The sequence below is a fragment of the Paenibacillus sp. FSL H7-0737 genome (assembly GCF_000758545.1).
Lineage (GTDB): Bacteria > Bacillota > Bacilli > Paenibacillales > Paenibacillaceae > Paenibacillus_AQ.
Window position 1 is genome coordinate 5,133,560 of record NZ_CP009279.1, and the last position, 18,159, is coordinate 5,151,718.

The following is an 18,159-nucleotide window of genomic DNA, read 5'->3' on the forward strand; positions in this document are numbered from 1 at the left end:
TCCTTTATCGTCAATTACAATTTTTCTGCAATGCGCAGCTTAGCTGAACGGGCTCGAGTATTAAGCTCAAGCTCTTCTTCAGAAGGCACAAGCGGTTTGCGGTTGATTAACTTAAGCGTGCCTTTCGCGCCACATACACAAAACGGAAAGTCAGGCGGGCATGTACATCTGCTTAAATAGCTGCTTAGTATTTGCTTGCAAATTCGGTCCTCGAGTGAATGAAAAGTGATAACGGATACTCTACCTTCTGGTGCAAGGCAACGTACTGCGCTATGTAATCCTTCTTCAAAAGCACCCAACTCGTCGTTTACAGCAATCCGTAAACCTTGGAAGCTACGTTTAGCGGGGTGTCCTCCCGTTCTTCGTGCAGCCGCCGGAATACCTTCCTTGATAAGCTCAGCTAATTCTCCTGTGGTCTCCACAGGACTTTCTTCTCTTCTGTCTACAATTTTCTTAGCGATTCTCCGCGAGAACTTCTCTTCTCCATATTGGAAAAGCACACGGGCAATCTCCTGCTCAGACCACGTATTCACAATATCAGCAGCCGTTAATAGCGCTGTCTGATCCATCCGCATGTCCAGCGGAGCATCATGATTGTAACTAAATCCGCGTTCTCCCTCATCAAACTGGGGAGAGGATACGCCAAGATCAAAGAGGACTCCATCTACTTGGGGAATGCCATCTTTTTGTGGTACAAAGGGCACATCCTTAAGTACACTCTCCAGATCACGGAAATTGGTCTTAATGAGTACAACCTTGTCTCCGTATTCAGCTAGTCTTTCTTTTGCGTTCTCCAGAGCCCAATCATCTTGATCCAAACAGATTAATCGGCCTTCGCCGCTAAGTTTGGAAGCAATTAGTGCGCTGTGGCCTGCTCCACCGAGAGTGCAATCTACATAGATTCCGTCTTTTTTGATGTGCAGCCCTTCTGTCGCTTCTTCTTTAAGCACCGTGATGTGGTGAAACAAGCTGCATCCCTCCAGGACAGTATTCGATATTGTGTTTTATAGATCAAAATTGAAATCCACCAATTTTTCGGCAATTTCGTTGAACGATTCCTCGGACTGTTCGAAGTACTGCTCCCATAGCTCTTTGTTCCAGATTTCCACCCGGTTCGAAACGCCCAGAATAACACAGTCTTTGTCCAGTTTGGCATACTGCCTTAAATTGGCCGGCAGATTTACCCTTCCCTGCTTATCCCATACACATTCTGTTGCGCCTGAGAAAAAAAAGCGACTGAATGCACGGGCATCTGATTTCATCAGTGAAAGGCTTTTTAGCTTTTGTTCCATGATTGCCCATTCTTCCATGGGATAAACAAATAGACACGAGTCTAGACCACGGGTCGCCACAAAGGAGGTTCCAAGCAATTCACGGAGTTTAGCCGGAATAATAATTCGGCCTTTGTCGTCAATGCTGTGTTGATACTCTCCCATGAACATCCTTTTTCCCACCCCTAATCCCCGAATCCCCACTTTACCCCACTTTTCACCACTTAAGCATAATAGATTCGCCATTAAAAATCAAAAACCTTTTTCTGGTGAAAGGAATTTTTTGCTAAATCAGATGGATCGTTGCCCAAAAAACATTTCGCCACAGAAAAAAGCCATACAATCGGAATCTTGTCCGCTGCATGGCTTTTCAAGCATAAACGCCTTCGGCGTCCTTAAAAGGACGCCGAAGCGTTTAAGCGAGAAATATAAGGATAATGTATAGCGTAAAACTTATACTCTCTTATATTTTACAAAAGTTGCTTCAGTTCAAGGTACACTTGGTTAATATACTTTATTGTTGTGCGTTCCGTAATTAATCGTTCAGATTCCAGCTGTCCAAATAATCCACTTGTGCTGGAGTCAGACTATCAATGTTAATGCCCAGACTTTGCAGCTTGTAGCGTGCTACCTGCTCATCCAGCTCATAAGGAACATTCTCAACTTTTACGCCGATGCTCTTATAATTATCATTTACATATTTCAACGACAGCGCTTGTAGCGCAAAGGTCGTATCCATAATTTCGGCAGGGTGTCCATCCGCAGCACCCAGATTTACAAGTCTGCCTTCTGCAAGCAGATATAGTTTACGTCCGTCGCGAAGCTGGTACTCTTCGATATTTTTGCGAACCGTACGCTGAGATACGGATCTTTCAGACAATTCAGGCTTATTCACTTCAACGTCGAAATGGCCTGCATTGCACATGATTGCTCCATCCTTCATCACATCATAATGTTCACCGCGAATGACATAACGATTACCAGTTACTGTAACGAAGAAATCACCAACCTTAGCAGCTTCCAGCATAGGCATAACTTCGAAACCGTCCATATGTGCTTCAACAGCTTTAATAGCATCCACTTCTGTGACAACCACTTTTGCGCCCAAACCTTTGGCACGCATAGCAACACCTTTACCGCACCAGCCGTATCCGACAACAACTACGGTTTTGCCCGCAACAATCAGGTTGGTTGTTCGAATAATTCCATCCCATGCGGATTGGCCTGTGCCATAGCGGTTATCAAACAAATATTTGCAATAAGCATCATTTACTGCGACCATTGGGAACTTCAACACACCTTGCTTTTGAAGAGCTTTTAGACGAATGATGCCGGTTGTTGTTTCTTCAGCACCCCCACGAATATTCTCCATTAGATCAGGACGCTCCGAATGCAGCAATGTAGCAAAATCCCCACCATCATCAATAATCAAATCCGGTTTACTTTCCAGCGCCTTGATATTAAGGGCTTTGAACTCTTCAGGTGACGGATTGTATTTAGCAAATACGGTAATTCCGTCCTCTACAAGCGCCGCACATACATCATCCTGTGTAGACAGTGGATTCGATCCAGTAATAGTTACTTCTGCACCGCCTGCTTTGACTACCTTCGCCAGATAAGCGGTTTTAGCTTCCAAATGAAGCGTAATAGATACTTTTAGTCCTTTGAATGGCTGCTCAGCTTCGAACTGCTCACGGATACGGTTCAATACCGGCATATGTTGACGAACCCAGTCGATTTTCAAATGACCTTCGGGTGCGAGTGACATATCAGCCACGATACTATTTTGTTTTGATGAACTCATAATGAAACCTCCTAAAAGTTTTATGGAGCGATACTTCTATGTTTTACTTCGCAGTAAAACTCGCTTCGTAAGCATAATCCAAGTTTTGTGAGCGTTACTTCTTTGTTTTATGGAGCAATACTTCTCTACATATAAATGATACGATGCGTCCCACTATAATCCGGTTCAATAGCCATCAGCTCATCTAACCATGGAAGTCCGTAGCGGTTCAAGTAATACATGATATTGTACACTCTTTCTTGCAGTTTACCCAGTGGCATTAACGACAGCTCGATTCGCTCCCATTGACGGATTGCAGCTTCATTCTGTTTTGCCATTGCATCTTGGGCTTTCGCTTGTAAAAAAGTGATCTGATCTAAAATCTTATCTTTATTGTTATTCCCTAGTTTTAGCAGACCTGCCTGAATGGTTCCAAGCTGCTCAATCAGTGGTTCGTACATGGCAGAGAAAGTAGCTTTAGTTTCTTCGAAACGTTGTTCAATCCCCAGCTCATCCTGTGCAGCCAACCACTCATGTCTTTTACGATCTAGTCCCTGTCTTACGTCCTCAAAGCTTAGTTGATATTTATCCATATGCTTATGAAGCGTACCTTCCACCACTGTGAAAGACATTCTCGGGATGATCAGGGGCATTTGTCCCCCAATGATCTCAAACGCACGATGCGGAATGGCCCAATAAGCAATCTCACCTTGACCTAGCACCGTTGCTAGAACCGGCAACACATAATCCTGCATAAGCGGACGTGTCAGCACGTTGTTACTGAATAGTTCCGGATGAACCTTCACTTCCTCCAGTAGTTCATCCCGGGTGAACGATACCTGGCCCTTGCGATCGGCAAAAACGCCATCTTTCTTATGAAGCAATAATCGTACACCTTCATGTATATAAAAGAGGTTGGCATTGCCTGCCGTAACGTCAGCTTGAAGCTCATACCCAGCGTTCACGATATCAGAAGCAGAATTCATGTACGCTGTTTCCAGTGCATCATTCTGCATAATTAGCGAAGTAAAGAAAGGCTCTTCTAACTTACGAAGGTTAGGATCAGCAGAATCGAGCAGGATCAGACCAAATTTACCAAATAAAGAACCCATCAGCTTGGCAAAAGCATCCGTCATACTATCTGCTCTAAACGAAGAAGATCGAATAAATTCCATAATTTGCGGTTTAAAGTCACTATCTTGAAGTAGCGCATCCAGCTGTTCCACTACTTGCTGCCAGCTTTCATCTTCTACACGAATATTACTCACCGAGGAGCGTTTCTCCTCTGATTTCTCTATCTTAATCTTTGTAATCTCTTGTGTACGATTTAATACATACGTATGATTCACTTCATCCCAGTCATGATCCTCTCCTGCAATCCAGAATAATGGGATTACAGGTCGACCGAGCTGTTCTGCTGCTTCTTTTGCCGCCATAATGGTTGTCATTGCTTTATATACTACAAGTAGTGGTCCTGTGAATAATCCGCTTTGCTGTCCGCCAGTAACCACTAACGTTCCCGGCTGTTCTAAAAGTGCCAGGGAAGACATCACCGCATCATGTGAATTATGCTTTTCATTATATTGCCGTAGACATGCAGCAACTTGTGTCCGGTCTGCACGGAGACCCTCACTACGATCCAGCCATTCTGCCCGAATGCTTCTACTCTCTTTGCTTCGGAAATCCCCACCATACAAATGACTAACTTTTTCAAAATTTTCTATATAGTCGCGCGCGAGTGCAGATCCACCCGAGAGCGGTTCCTTAACAATATTCATTTGCTAGTGCCTCCAGTTCTACTGAGCAGTTATATGTAAATCCAAGTTCGTAAACTCTATATGATTGTATCCAAAGTCAGGGGCCGCGTCAAAAGAATTACATACCTGAAAAAAAGCAATGCAAGAGCAGCCGTTTTATTTTCTTATCCATTAAAATGATTATTAAATATCCCCACTACATACAAGAGGCGAGAGCATAACGCTCCCGCCTGTCTAATACTCGCTATAGATTTAAGCAAATTTTTTGCTTACCCAGTGTCCTTTGGATACTTCTACTAATTCAAAGTCACTATCATTGCTCTTTTCGTTAGCAGAATAAATAGGACTACCAAGCTCATCATGCAAGTGAATACGTTTCTTGTTCACTTCAATTTCCGGATCCGGAATTGGAATAGCTGACAAGAGAGATTTGGTATAAGGGTGGATAGGATTTGCATAAAGCTCTTCACTTTCCGCCAATTCTACCATTTTACCCAAGTACATAACTGCTACGCGATCACTGATATGTTTAACCATGGACAGATCATGCGCGATGAAAAGATAAGTCAATCCCAGACGATCTTGCAATTCTTTAAGCAAGTTTACGACCTGAGCCTGAATGGATACGTCAAGCGCGGAAATCGGCTCATCACAAACGATGAACTTAGGATTTACCGCTAACGAACGGGCAATCCCAATACGTTGGCGTTGTCCACCAGAGAATTCATGCGGATAACGAGTAGCGTGATCATGGTTAAGACCAACCATATCGAGCAGCTCTTCGATCCGTTTTTTACGTTCTGCACGACTGCCAGCCATTCCGTGAATGTCCAGTGCCTCGCCGATGATATCAGAAACCGTAAAACGCGGGTTAAGTGATGCGTACGGATCTTGGAAAATCATCTGCATGTCACGGCGCATTGCTTTCATTTTGTTAGAAGGCAATTTATAAATGTCTGTACCATTATATTTCACACTTCCGGCAGTTGGCTCATACAAGCGAAGAATTGTACGTCCAGCAGTAGTCTTACCACAACCGGATTCCCCTACCATTCCAAGCGTCTCGCCCTCACGGATGGAGAAGTTAATATTATCAACAGCCTTAAGAACCTTGCCTTGACCTACATTAAAATATTTCTTAAGACCTTCTACTTCTATTAGGTTCTTACTCAAGAGTACTGCACCTCCTTGGCCATCGAATGCAGATTCCAGCAACGCGCCATATGCGTTTCGCTGAATTCTGTGGCGCCGGGATCGATTTGTTCGCAAACATGCATTGCTTCATTGCAACGCGCGGTGAACGGACAGCCGATCGGCGGCTTGATCAGATCTGGCGGTGTGCCGATGATCGGAATGAGCGGCTCGCCCTTCTTTTGGTCCAGACGCGGCATCGAGCGCAGCAGACCTTTGGTATATGGATGCTGTGGATTCTTAAAGATTTCCCATCTTGTTCCAGTCTCCACAACTTCACCTGCATACATTACAATTACCCGATCACACATACCGGCAACGACGCCAAGATCATGGGTAATCAAAATGATGGAGGTACCTAGTTTTTGCTGCATCTCTCTCATAACTTCCATGATCTGCGCCTGAATGGTTACGTCAAGAGCCGTTGTAGGCTCGTCCGCTATGAGTAAAGCCGGACGGCAGGCTAGCGCGATTGCAATCATTACACGCTGGCGCATACCGCCTGAAAACTCGTGGGGATATTGGTTAAAGCGAGCCTCAGCATTTGTGATGCCAACTAATTTGAGCATCTCAATACCTTGCTTTTTCGCTTCGGCCGCTGACATTTTCTGATGTTTAATCAAAACTTCAGTGATCTGTTTGCCCACTTTGATGGTTGGGTTCAAAGAAGTCATCGGGTCTTGAAAAATCATGCCAATATCTTTACCGCGAATGGATTCCATTTCTTTCATGCTTTTGTCTAGCAAATTTTGTCCTTGGAAAATAATTTCTCCCTTTTTCACTTTAGAGGGTGGGGAAGGGATCAACCGCATAATCGATTGTGCAGTTACACTCTTACCGCTGCCGGACTCGCCGACGATGGCAACCGTTTCACCTTTGCCAATTTCAAAATTCATACCACGGACAGCTTGCACTTCTCCGCCTTTAACAAAAAACGAAACATGCAAATCTTTGACTTGTAAAATAGGTTCCATCCATACCCCTCCTATTTTTTCAGCTTAGGATCAAGCGCGTCACGAAGACCATCACCGAAAATGTTGAAAGAAAGCATGGTTAAACTGATCAGAATGGCAGGGAACAGGAAGCGCCATGGATAGTACAACCAACCGGTGAGTGAATCGTTAATCATAGATCCAAGTGAAGCGATAGGAGCTTGTACACCAAGACCCAAGAAGCTTAGGAAAGCCTCTGCAAAAATTGCATTTGGTACAGAAAGTGTAATCGTTACAATAATCGGACCCACTGCGTTCGGCAGAAGGTGTTTGAACAACAGTCTCGCAGAACCTGCACCCATGGAACGGGAAGCCAATACGAACTCGCGATTCTTGAGCTGCATAATTTCACCGCGTACAATCCACGACATCGTAATCCAACCCGTAATGGTTAAGGCCAGGATGATGGTACCAAGACTTGGTTCAAGCACAACCAAAAGCAAAATTACAACAAGCAGATAAGGAATGGAGTACAAAATTTCAGAGAATTTGTTCATGATATTATCTACACGGCCGCCGAAGAAGCCCATAATACCTCCATAGATAACACCGATAAACAAGTCGATGGCTGCCGCAGCTAGACCAACGATCAAGGAGATCCGTGCTCCGTACCAAGTACGAACGAAAATATCACGTCCAAGATCATCCGTTCCAAACCAGTGATCGGAGGAAGGGGGCTTATTGGTATTCATCAAGTCATTGGAGTAATAGTTATATTTCGAGAATAAGGGAGCGATAATCGCTGCAAGCACGATCAAGCCTAGAATCCCAAGCGCTGTCATCGCCATTTTGTTTTGACGCAACCGTTGCCAAGAATCTTTCCAGGCAGAGAGACTCTCCCGCTGAATAACCTCGGCTTCTTTTTCATCTACACCGACTTTTTGAAAATCTTCCGGTTTTAGATTCATGTTCTTTAACAAGTTATTATCAGATGCCACTCTTTAGCCCTCCTTTCCTCCACTTAATTTCATACGTGGGTCAATCAATACATAAGCAATATCAGTAATGAAACGGGCCACCATAAGTAGTACACCATAGAAAATGGTTATCCCCATAATAACGGTATAGTCACGGACACCAATCGCTTCCACGAACTGTTTACCAATACCCCCAACACCAAAGATCTGCTCGATAACAACCGAACCAGTTACGATGTTAGCTGTCATAGGTCCCATGTAAGTAACAACCGGCAGGATACCATTACGAAGTACGTGACGGCTTAGAATAGCCATCCAGCTTAATCCCTTAGCCTTAGCCGTTTTGATATAATCCGCATTCAAAACTTCAAGCATACTTGAACGTGTCAAGCGCGCTATAAATGCTATTGGCTGTGCCGAGAGCGCTGCTACAGGAAGGAAATAATAGATTGGTCCTTTAAAACCTGAAACCGGTACCCAACCCAATTTGAAAGCGAACACATACTGTAATAATGACGCGACTACAAAGCTCGGAACCGCAATCCCCAGAACTGCCAACACCATCGCGGCGCTGTCAAGAAACTTTCTGTGATAGAGTGCCGCTAACATGCCGAGAAGAACCCCAACAATAACCGCCACAACAATTGCGACGAGTCCCAGCTTCAGCGACGCTGAAAAGGTTTGACCGATCAAATGTGATACATCTTGATTCAGGCGTTTCATGGATACACCCAGATCACCTTGGATAATATCACCTAAATACTTAAAATACTGATGAGAGAGCGGCTTGTCCAGACCATATTGCTCCATCAAACGCGCTTTAATTTCTGGCGGTACTTTTTTCTCAGAAGTAAACGGATCCCCTGGAATAGCTTTCATCAAGAAAAAAGTTGCTGAAATCAGTACAAATAATGAAACCAACATATAGAAGAATTTATTTGCGACATAACGAACCATCCCCATCACACCTCCTCCGACAAATTTTTTGAGAGCATTATATTGATTTTATGAAAAAAACGGATTTTTGTCCATTTTCTAAATATGTTATAAATAACAATAAATAACAAATAGACGGAAATACAAAAAAAAGGGATATATATGGAGTTCCACATATATATCCCGAAGTATTGTGTTACTTCAGTCAACTAACTATTCTGTTTAAATTACATGAGCTAAATCTTAGTGCTCAAGCAAGTATCCACGAGTCAAGTCAATTGCACCACTGAAGTCAAGAGTAACACCTTTGAGGTACTCTTTAGTCAGGGAGTTGTTAGTGTAGTAGTACAAAGGAATCAATACTTGATCTTGCTCGATGAGCAATTTCTCAGCTGCTGCAAACTTGTCTTGACGTACTTTCAAGTCAGTACTTGCTTTAGCTTCGCTGATCAATTTGTCATACTCAGGGTTAGCGTAACCAGTATCATTGTTACCGCCACCTGTTACCCACATATCAAGGAAAGTCATTGGATCATTGTAATCCGCAGTCCAACCAGCACGTGCAACTTGGTAGTTCAGGTTTTGACGGTTTTCAATAAATACAGCCCACTCTTGGTTAACGGTTTGTACGTCGATACCAAGATTGTTTTTCCACATATCAGCAATCGCCAAAGCGATTTTCTTGTGACCTTCACTTGTGTTGTAAGTCAAAGAGAATGTAGGCAGTTTATCCATACCTTCTTCTTTCAGACCTTCAGCAAGCAAAGTTTTAGCTTGTTCTAGATCTTCAGTGAAGTAGCTATCTTTAACTGCTGTACGGTACTCACCATCAGCACCAGCGATACCCGGAGGTACATAACCGAATGCTGGGAATTGTCCACCTTGTACTACATTGTCAATCAAAGCTTGACGGTTAATCGACATTGCAAGAGCTTTACGGATTTTAGCGTTTGTGAAAGGTTTTTCAGTGATATTGAATTCGTAGTAGTATACGGAAGCAATACCTTTACGGCTGAATTCTTTAGGAAGTTCTTTTTGCACGATTGGAATTTGTTCTGATGGAATTTCACCAGTTGGTCCACCGGCACGATCGTATTCACCGTTCTTGTAGCTGAGCAGTTCAGTTGCACCGCTGTTTACAAGGGAGAAGTCGATTTTGTTAAGTTTAATGGAATCTTTATCCCAGTATTTATCGTTTTTAGTTACAACAAGTGTTTGACCTGTAGTCCACTCAGTAAGAGTGAAAGCACCGTTAACGATCATAGTATCTTTGCTTGTTGCCCATTTTGGATTACTCTCAATGGATTTGTGTACAGGGTAATAAGTGTAGAAGGAAAGCAATCCAAGGAAGTAAGGAGTTGGGGCTTCAAGAGTAACTTCGAGAGTTTTCTCATCAACCGCTTTGACACCTACTTGACTGAAATCGGTAATTTCCTTGTTGTAGAACTTTTGAGCATTTTTGATGTAGTACAATTGATAAGCGTAAGGTGCAGCGGATGCAGCAGCAGGATCGAGCACGCGTTTCCAAGCGCGAACGAAGTCTTCTGTTGTTACAGGATCGCCATTACTCCATTGTGAATCACGGAGTTTGAAAGTATATACCAGACCGTCAGCGGAAACATCCCAGCTTTCAGCAACACCTGGTTCAGCTTGACCAGATTCAGCATTCATGCGAGTCAGACCTTCGTACATTGTTGTCAGGACAGTGTGAGCTTGGCTATCTTGAGCCAATCCTGGGTCAAATGTTGGAGGCTCAGAGCTTAGGTTGATTCTCAGTGTTTGGTCCGCAGCCAATTTCTCTTCTGTAGCCGCATTACCAGTTCCCGTGTTACCAGTGTTACCAGCATTACCTTTATTGCCGCTGTTCGCGTTGTTTCCGCCGCAGCCAGCAAGCACTGTGCCGATAACAAGTACTAATGCAAGCATTAGCAATAGACTTTTACTCTTCTTCATCTAGCAGTTCCCCCTAAATAGAATGTGGTATATGGTTTATGATTATACAACCAGTGGTCAAAAAAATCTAGTGGTATGTTTTCAGAAAATTCTTTTTTTATTAAAACTTTAAACTTTTGTGACGTTGCCGCTTCACCGGAGCAGTGGAACATTACATCGCTTGTGATATGTACTTAATTAGCCCTACAAACATAAATAATAAATATCCGACGCTCATAAAAAAGAAGGAAAGTCTCCAAACTGCCCGAAATAACCGCTTCCCATCTACTTTTCCTTTCAGTCGATTCTGAGCGCCTCCAATCAATCCAGTGGATATTAATACAATAAGTAGTATAAGATAAAACCCAAAACCGTTATTAAACAAGTTGTTAAATAATGCGGAGACCGATAATAATAAAAAAAATGTAGTCACGTCCATAGCGAGCATAAAAGTTTTCTTTTTATCTTTTTTTAACCCTCTTCCAATGAAATAAACAATTAAAAACGGTATTATTGGAATCAAACTTAAAGTACCGACCGAATTCATCAGCAATCCCATAGCTTCACCTCTCCTCCGAGATCATACCTATATTCCCTCAACTAATTGGCAGATCAAGCGATGTAAAGGAACCAATGTTCCAGTGCGTTCTGCCATTTCTACAAGACTTCCATTGATCCAATGAATTTCTGTGCTTCTTGAAGCTAGAACATCTGCCAGCATGGACGAAGTATTGCCAGCCGTTGTCCTGCACACTTTAAGAATGTTATCCCACGCATCATGATCATAAGTAATTCCGAAGGCATCATATACCATAGTAGCTTCTCTAAAAAGTTCTTTCATTAACTGCAGGCGCTCTTCTGAAGCAAGCAGTTCACCATTTGGAATACGCCAAATCGCTGTGAGCGGATTAATAACGGCATTGATTAGGAGCTTCCGGTAAATCATGGTATCCACTTCATTCGACAAAAAGGCTGAGAATCCTGCCATAATGAGAACTTCTATTAAATAATTCACTTGTAAATCAGTATGTATACTATGGGCTTGTCCATCCTTTAAGCTCCATTTCCCTATCCATACCTCCCCCGCACCTGCATGAATGACCTCAGTTAAAGACTTTCGCTTCGCAGCTTCTGTTGTTACGGCAGCATATAAATTAGCTTTCGGCAGCAAGTTACTGAGCATCTCCATATGTCCAATGCCATTTTGAAAACAAATGATGTGTACCTGTTGCTCCCTAAGAGGGGCTAGAAATTCAGGTAAAACATTATGTAGTATGTCCTGTTTAACCGTTACTATGATCCAATCACTAGGCTCACGGAGATAGGCATCTGCAAATCCCTCTATTGGTGCGGACACAAATCGATCCCCCGAAATCGAAATTGGATCGCGCCCATCCTCATAGCTCACAGTTAAGCCCTCATCTTTTAATTTCCGGCACTGCTCTACCCCTCGACACCACAATCTCACTTCATTCCCGGACTGGGCCAGCCTCCCTGCCAAAAGCAGCCCAAGTGAACCCGCACCAATTATATCGATTTTCATCTGATCCTCCTGTTGATCTCAAGCGCAATTTTTCTAAGTATAGCCTTAATATACCAAGAAGAACCGCCGTTGTCGTCCTCCATAAATGACAATACAAAACCAAAACGCCCGCAAATGGCGCTAATAAAGCGAACCACTTACGGGTGTTTTAGTTTGCCTATCTTTTATTCAATACGTTCTAAATTTCCGTTCCCATCCATTTTGAAACGAGTCTTCATTTCTTCTTCTTCTTCGTTTAAGAAAGCTAGCCTACGCGCACGATCCATAATCTGAATTAAAGCTTTGTAATCATCATTGACTACCCGGTAGTCACTTTGAGCAAGATTAACCTCTTTTGACAACCGCTCATTCTCAGATCTTAATTCTGTTAATTCATCTTCCTTCTCGCGCAAATCTCTCTCCAGCATTTTCAGCTGGCGTCCTGCCTCCTGGATCGTACCTTTCCATTGTCTCAGGAAACGTATAACCGCATCAATGGATAATGTGTTTTCACTTAATCCTTCGCCTCGTCCGAATTCCTCATCGGTATCCCCGAGAATCAGACCCGCTACCTGCGCTCCTCTTACCGACGGTTGCTTTTTCAGGTAACTTCTCTTTTGACGTTGGCCTTTAGCGATTCCAATTGCACCTTCATAGCTTTTTCGAACACAGCTGTTCCAGCGGAATCCGCAAGCAGCCGACGTTCTGCCGATTTTCTCACCCACCTCTTCAAAAGCAGCAAGTTGTGTACTGCCCTCCCGAATGTGGCGCAAGGTTACTTCTGCCAGTATTAGATCATCTTCTGCACTCCAAGCATCCTGTCTAACGGCTGTCATCCAACCAAACCTCCTAACAACATCTTGAAATAACCATCTCCATAACCGACAGCTCTGCCGGGTAGTGAATAGGGATAAAAGCTGCTTACTCCATTTCTATGCTTCTCATAGAGTTCATAGAATCTATTTGATACTAAATTGTATTTCCATTATCTGCCCACATCATACGCTTTAAGTAATAAATTCTCTTTTTTCAAGCACTAATTACTTCAGTCAATTATAAAAATCACATTTTTTCAAGATTAGTGTATTTTTTTCAATGAATTCGTTTACACATTTTTACTGAACGGGTATAATAAGTCGAAGGAATATTCGTGAGATACATACTGGAAGGGGGACTCTCTCTTGGACCGCATGTTTCGGGTATTAGGTTTTTTTACATTGGCTATTGGATTGATGGCTTTCGCCGGAGGTCTGACAGAAATGGCCTTGCTTTTCTTTTTGCAAACCGCTTTTTTCGTAATTCTCGGTTATTTGAAGTTTACTGAAAAAACTTATGTCCTACTTTTCTGGGCATACATGATTTTGACTTTCACCGGTTTCAGCTATTGGACGATCTTTCAAATGGGTCTTCCACTATAAATTGCAGTACTCTCTTGAAGCGGATGAGGTCCTTATCTAATAAGGATCACTTCCGTTTTTTTGTTTATCAGTTAATATATTATATATGAGGTCCCCCAAATACCTGTGTACGCATTGAAGGATAGCCTCACTTTGTGGGGATTTTTTGTATGTATGCTATTTTAGAAGGGTTAAACATATTATTAGTACATACATATATCCATTCAGGAAGAACCGGTTTTGCCGTCTTTTACAGACAGTTTCCGTTTCTACGAGAAATAGAAGGATGATTTATGGAGTGAAACAGATAAATTCTTATCTTAAATTTCAAAAAAAGGTGGTGGTGTGGTGCGCTCCCGCAATGCCCAAAGCCGCATGATGGCAACCATACTAATTCTCTTCTGCTGTACATTGTTTCCGTTACAATCTACGATGTACCTGTCTGCCGATCCTAGCGGTTCTTTTTTCAATTCCTCTATACCAGATAATGAAGAAACCCGTAAACTTCTGGAGCAGACCTTATCTTCCGCAGAAATCGAACGGGAGATCATCAAGATTACAGCTGAACAAAAAGCGCTTGAAGAAAAGGTAGATTACCTAGAAGAGCAAGCTATCCAGAAAAAATCTGCCATCGCAAACCAACAAGAGCGTGCAGGCGCGGTCCTTCGTTCTTATTATATGGGGGATAGAGACGGTCTCTTGGCCGCATTTCTATCCGCGAAGAGCATTAGCAGATTTCTGGCACTATTTGATTATTATGAAATTATTATCGGAAATGACCGCAGCATTCTCACACAATACGAGGACCAATATAAGGATCTAAAGAAGACCCTCCAGACTGCACAGCGCAGCTCGAAGGATCTTGCACAGCTGCGAACCGCTCTGGAGGAACAGAAAATTAGGGTAGCCGCGCTCAATAAAGAAATTGAAGGCGGGATTAAAGACAGTAGTGATCCTGATAATATGAGCGCTCTACTTCAAGAATTCACATTATATTGGGAGAATATTGGTTTGCGCGAGGTAAAGACCTACTTCAAAGCATTGTCTTCCGCAATGAATAAATTACCGCAGTTTGTCCAGAATCGAGAGGGAGTTCTTACTCGTAAGGGGATGACTTATGTTCTGAATCTGAAGGAAGAGGATTTAAACGAATTCCTTCAGTCCCAGAATAAGCTATTTAACGATTTCGCATTTCATTTTAATGACGGAACGATTACTGCCACAGGAAAAAGTGGAGCTTTAGCCCTTTCATTAACCGGTCACTACATCATACAGGAAGAACCCATCAACGGACTTATATTCCAAGTAGATCATGTTGTATTTAATGGTCTCGAATTACCTGACACCACTAGAAGAACACTTGAGGAGGAATTTGATTTAGGCTTTTACCCTGGAAAAATCGTTTCTTTCCTCCGCGCCACAGAAGTAGATAGTAAAGAAGGCGTCCTCCAAGTTAAACTTTCTATCTCATTCTAAGCCTTCCTTGATGAAATCTTTGTACCCGGCCGCATCCATTTTTCCTGTAAGCAGTAACGATACTGCTTCAACAATCTTACTCCAGCCGCCTTGGAATTCGACCTCCGGGGCGGTTTCTTCTGTCAGTAATAATTCGACTCCAAAAGGAAGCCTATATTTGAAATCATGCTCTGAACGATATAGGACATCCAGCGCAGGCAAGCTTCCCGTGTTCTCCAGCCAATCCATTTGAGAATCCTCAGAAGTGATAAACGTCAGCCAATTCACGGCTTCCTTTGGATTTGGGGATTGAGCTGGAAGTGCAAAGGAACGGCTGTAATAAGATTCAAGTCCTCTCCCGTTACTTGCGGTCAGTGGTGCTTCAGCAACTAAAGACGAATTCCCATGTTTTTTCCACTCAGATAGCGGTAGAGCAGCAACAGCAACGCTTCCGCTCTGAATCATATCCCAAACATCTTTGTTATATCGACTGGTAAGGTAAAAATAACTGCGAGCATTCTGAGTCCAATTTATCACTTCTTGGTTATCCGATAGCAAGCTGCTGTTCATACTCTCCATAACAGCGGACAATCCATATGGATTACGTGTATCCATTGCGAGCAAATATTTTCCTTGCTCTTTAAGCACATTCTGAAGCAACGTGTTCCACTGTTCCAGACTTCTTGGTAAGGTAGTGAATCCCAGTTCCGCAAGACGCTGTGGTGAATAAACAAGTACATAAGGGTCAATATCCAGCGGCACTCCCCAATTATATCCGTTCCATTGCATCCATGGGATTAACTGAGTTAACGGTGCAGTTCCCGGAATGCTCTGATACACATCCACCGGCAATAAATATCCACGTGTAGCCCAGTCGAGAATACTTCGTCCATCCGCCATAACGATATCCGGGCTATCCCCGATGGTTAGATCATGCTTCAAAACTTCGTCTGCATCCTCGCTATCAATATTTCTTAATATTACCTTTACTCCACTTTCTAAAGTATAACGATTGCTTAAAAGCTCCAGTTCATTGAATTCCTCACTATTTAACGATACTGTTATGCGCAGGCTATCTATAGTTCCCTCTTCCCCTGAAGAGGGGTTTGTCGACTGACTTTGTGGTTTTTTCATAGGATGTGGGTCGTTATTGGTACTCAATTCCATACTGGGTGACAAGCTTGTCAGCGATAGTAGTAAAATTGCAAAAAGCAGCCAATAATTTTTGCGTTTCAGCACAATTCCCCACCTTCCCCATGATTCGTCACCCCTATTTTACCAAACCAGCCGCTGCTTGTCTTTAGAATGTGAAAACGTTCTCTTTCTATTATATAGGGGAAACGACGAAGGAGTTTATTCGTGCATAATTCTTTGGTGAGCGAAGGGCGCTCCGTGTGCGGATTATTCTTCCGATCGCTGTTGTCCCCAGATTTATTGATTATATATCTTATCGGTATAAATCTGAAGACAAAGGCGAGCGCTGTCGCTTCTCCAGAACAATTCCTCCCCCTCCGCTAACCGCTCTCCATTTATGTATCATAACCTACTAAATTCCTCCGCCGTTTCTGGGCGGGCAGGAAAAAGCCGGGAGTTATGCTTCTCCCGGCTGAGATTGAAGATAGGAATAGGTTAGAGAAGATCCGCTGCCAATTGGGCCAAGCGGGAACGCTCGCCTTTTTCCAAAGTAATATGTCCGCTAATCCCTTGCTGCTTAAACTTCTCAACAATATAACTAAGTCCGTTACTCGCAGCATCCAAATATGGATGATCGATTTGCTCCGGATCCCCCATAAGAATCACTTTGCTTCCTTCACCCGCTCTGGAGACGATTGTCTTCACCTCATGACGGGAAAGGTTCTGAGCTTCATCAATAATAATGAACTGCGCAGGGATTGAACGGCCACGAATATAAGTTAAGGCTTCTACCTGTATGCTGCCTAAGCCCATTAAGATTTTATCGATATCGCCAGCTTTTTTGGTGTCGAACAGAAACTCCAGATTATCATAAATAGGCTGCATCCAGGGTCTGAGCTTCTCATCCTTCTCTCCGGGTAAATAACCAATGTCTTTACCCATAGGAACTACTGGACGAGCAATAAGCAGTTTTTTGTATTTATGCTCATCCTCAACTTTGAATAGTCCGGCAGCAAGCGCCAATAATGTCTTCCCTGTACCAGCCTTACCCGTAATGGTTACAAGCGGGATTTCATCATTGAGAAGCAGCTCCAATGCCATTCGTTGCTGAGCATTTCGGGCGCTGATCCCCCAAACTGAATCATTGCCCAGATAAAGCGGCTCCAGACGGGTCGCATCACTATTCACTTTGAGAAGAGCTGATTTGCCCGTGCCTATCTCATCCTTGAGGATCACAAATTCATGTGGGTACAAGGGATATGACAACCCGAGCTGTTTAACCGTTAAAGAGCGGTGACTGTAATATTCATCAATCAATGCCGGATGTACCTGCAGAGATTGGTAACCAGTGTAAAGTTCATTTAAATCTCCAGTGCGATCTGACAAGTAATCCTCTGGCGTAATTCCTAGCACATCCGCTTTAATACGAACCAGCACATCCTTACTCACAAGCACTACGGGACGCGGATCAGGCTTCTCTTTCTCTTCGATTAAATAGTTGAGAGCTACAGCCAAAATCCGATTGTCGTTAGATACCTCACCAAACATTTCCTGTACCTTCACAAAACTGCGATGGTTAAGTTCTACCTTCAGCTTGCCTCCATGCTCCAGCTCCACACCACTATGCAAATGACCTAGCTCACGAAGTCCATCGAGCAATCGGGAAACCGTGCGGGCATTTCGACCGATTTCGTCAGCGTTGCGCTTTTTGGAGTCGATTTCTTCCAGCACAACCGCCGGAATAACCACCTCATGCTCCTTGAAAGAGAAAATCGAATTGGGGTCGTGCAAAAGCACGTTGGTATCTAGCACAAATATCTTGTTCATATTATCCCCTCCACAGCGCCTGGTTTGATTGATCATACATAACTC

The 18,159-nt window shown here is 43.2% G+C and carries 16 protein-coding genes; 2 read left to right on the forward strand and 14 right to left on the reverse strand.

The window, feature by feature from the left end:
- Positions 1 to 14: 14 nt before the first annotated feature.
- The 12 genes from rsmH to H70737_RS22550 form a co-directional block, all read right to left on the reverse strand.
- A complete protein-coding gene (gene rsmH / locus H70737_RS22495; protein ID WP_042190866.1) occupies positions 15 to 968 on the reverse strand; it encodes a 16S rRNA (cytosine(1402)-N(4))-methyltransferase RsmH in 954 nt (317 codons plus the stop codon).
- Between the two features lie 36 nt (positions 969 to 1,004).
- A complete protein-coding gene (mraZ, locus tag H70737_RS22500; RefSeq protein WP_042130255.1) occupies positions 1,005 to 1,442 on the reverse strand; it encodes a division/cell wall cluster transcriptional repressor MraZ in 438 nt (145 codons plus the stop codon).
- A gap of 364 nt (positions 1,443 to 1,806) precedes the next feature.
- Complete coding sequence (locus H70737_RS22505) at positions 1,807 to 3,078, reverse strand: adenosylhomocysteinase (protein WP_188114736.1); 1,272 nt, start codon at positions 3,076 to 3,078, stop codon at positions 1,807 to 1,809.
- A gap of 122 nt (positions 3,079 to 3,200) precedes the next feature.
- On the reverse strand, positions 3,201 to 4,832 hold the full coding sequence (gene bshC, locus H70737_RS22510) for a bacillithiol biosynthesis cysteine-adding enzyme BshC (protein ID WP_042190871.1): 1,632 nt from the start codon (positions 4,830 to 4,832) through the stop codon (positions 3,201 to 3,203).
- Between the two features lie 231 nt (positions 4,833 to 5,063).
- On the reverse strand, positions 5,064 to 5,984 hold the full coding sequence (locus H70737_RS22515) for an ABC transporter ATP-binding protein (protein ID WP_042190873.1): 921 nt from the start codon (positions 5,982 to 5,984) through the stop codon (positions 5,064 to 5,066).
- Entirely contained in the window at positions 5,981 to 6,976 is a 996-nt protein-coding gene (locus tag H70737_RS22520; protein ID WP_042190876.1) for an ABC transporter ATP-binding protein, read from the reverse strand. Before H70737_RS22520 ends, H70737_RS22515 begins: the two co-directional genes overlap by 4 nt.
- Positions 6,977 to 6,987: 11 nt before the next feature.
- Positions 6,988 to 7,902, reverse strand: a complete 915-nt coding sequence (locus H70737_RS22525) for an ABC transporter permease (protein WP_042194363.1) — start codon at positions 7,900 to 7,902, stop codon at positions 6,988 to 6,990.
- 33 nt (positions 7,903 to 7,935) lie between these two features.
- Positions 7,936 to 8,868 (reverse strand): ABC transporter permease, encoded by a 933-nt coding sequence (locus H70737_RS22530; protein ID WP_042190878.1) that lies wholly within the window; start codon positions 8,866 to 8,868, stop codon positions 7,936 to 7,938.
- A gap of 222 nt (positions 8,869 to 9,090) precedes the next feature.
- A complete protein-coding gene (locus H70737_RS22535) occupies positions 9,091 to 10,800 on the reverse strand; it encodes a peptide ABC transporter substrate-binding protein (protein WP_042190881.1) in 1,710 nt (569 codons plus the stop codon).
- A gap of 151 nt (positions 10,801 to 10,951) precedes the next feature.
- Positions 10,952 to 11,338, reverse strand: a complete 387-nt coding sequence (locus H70737_RS22540) for a DUF3397 domain-containing protein (protein WP_042190883.1) — start codon at positions 11,336 to 11,338, stop codon at positions 10,952 to 10,954.
- A gap of 27 nt (positions 11,339 to 11,365) precedes the next feature.
- The gene (locus H70737_RS22545) at positions 11,366 to 12,322 is read right to left on the reverse strand and encodes a ketopantoate reductase family protein (RefSeq protein WP_042190885.1); all 957 of its coding nucleotides are present in this window, start codon (positions 12,320 to 12,322) and stop codon (positions 11,366 to 11,368) included.
- A gap of 164 nt (positions 12,323 to 12,486) precedes the next feature.
- On the reverse strand, positions 12,487 to 13,137 hold the full coding sequence (locus tag H70737_RS22550) for an RsfA family transcriptional regulator (RefSeq protein ID WP_042130271.1): 651 nt from the start codon (positions 13,135 to 13,137) through the stop codon (positions 12,487 to 12,489).
- A gap of 345 nt (positions 13,138 to 13,482) precedes the next feature.
- On the opposite strand from H70737_RS22550, the gene H70737_RS22555 reads away from it, so the two are divergent.
- Together H70737_RS22555 and H70737_RS22560 are read left to right on the forward strand one after the other, a co-directional pair.
- On the forward strand, positions 13,483 to 13,719 hold the full coding sequence (locus H70737_RS22555) for a DUF2626 family protein (protein ID WP_042130273.1): 237 nt from the start codon (positions 13,483 to 13,485) through the stop codon (positions 13,717 to 13,719).
- 327 nt (positions 13,720 to 14,046) lie between these two features.
- On the forward strand, positions 14,047 to 15,174 hold the full coding sequence (locus tag H70737_RS22560; RefSeq protein WP_231573333.1) for a coiled-coil domain-containing protein: 1,128 nt from the start codon (positions 14,047 to 14,049) through the stop codon (positions 15,172 to 15,174).
- Here the strand turns inward: H70737_RS22560 and H70737_RS22565 are convergent.
- On the reverse strand, positions 15,166 to 16,392 hold the full coding sequence (locus H70737_RS22565; protein WP_042190887.1) for an extracellular solute-binding protein: 1,227 nt from the start codon (positions 16,390 to 16,392) through the stop codon (positions 15,166 to 15,168). The two genes, H70737_RS22560 and H70737_RS22565, sit on opposite strands and share 9 nt — an antisense overlap.
- Before the next feature lie 390 nt (positions 16,393 to 16,782).
- The gene (locus H70737_RS22570; protein WP_042190890.1) at positions 16,783 to 18,114 is read right to left on the reverse strand and encodes a PhoH family protein; all 1,332 of its coding nucleotides are present in this window, start codon (positions 18,112 to 18,114) and stop codon (positions 16,783 to 16,785) included.
- Positions 18,115 to 18,159: the final 45 nt, after the last annotated feature.

Coding starts and splice junctions, on each gene's coding strand:
- mraZ (WP_042130255.1), bottom strand. CDS start 1,442: ATGTTCATGGGAGAGTATCAACACAGCATTGACGACAAAGGCCGAATT.
- bshC (WP_042190871.1), bottom strand. CDS start 4,832: ATGAATATTGTTAAGGAACCGCTCTCGGGTGGATCTGCACTCGCGCGC.
- H70737_RS22520 (WP_042190876.1), bottom strand. CDS start 6,976: ATGGAACCTATTTTACAAGTCAAAGATTTGCATGTTTCGTTTTTTGTT.
- H70737_RS22525 (WP_042194363.1), bottom strand. CDS start 7,902: ATGAATCTAAAACCGGAAGATTTTCAAAAAGTCGGTGTAGATGAAAAA.
- H70737_RS22530 (WP_042190878.1), bottom strand. CDS start 8,868: ATGGTTCGTTATGTCGCAAATAAATTCTTCTATATGTTGGTTTCATTA.
- H70737_RS22535 (WP_042190881.1), bottom strand. CDS start 10,800: ATGAAGAAGAGTAAAAGTCTATTGCTAATGCTTGCATTAGTACTTGTT.
- H70737_RS22540 (WP_042190883.1), bottom strand. CDS start 11,338: ATGGGATTGCTGATGAATTCGGTCGGTACTTTAAGTTTGATTCCAATA.
- H70737_RS22545 (WP_042190885.1), bottom strand. CDS start 12,322: ATGAAAATCGATATAATTGGTGCGGGTTCACTTGGGCTGCTTTTGGCA.
- H70737_RS22550 (WP_042130271.1), bottom strand. CDS start 13,137: ATGACAGCCGTTAGACAGGATGCTTGGAGTGCAGAAGATGATCTAATA.
- H70737_RS22570 (WP_042190890.1), bottom strand. CDS start 18,114: ATGAACAAGATATTTGTGCTAGATACCAACGTGCTTTTGCACGACCCC.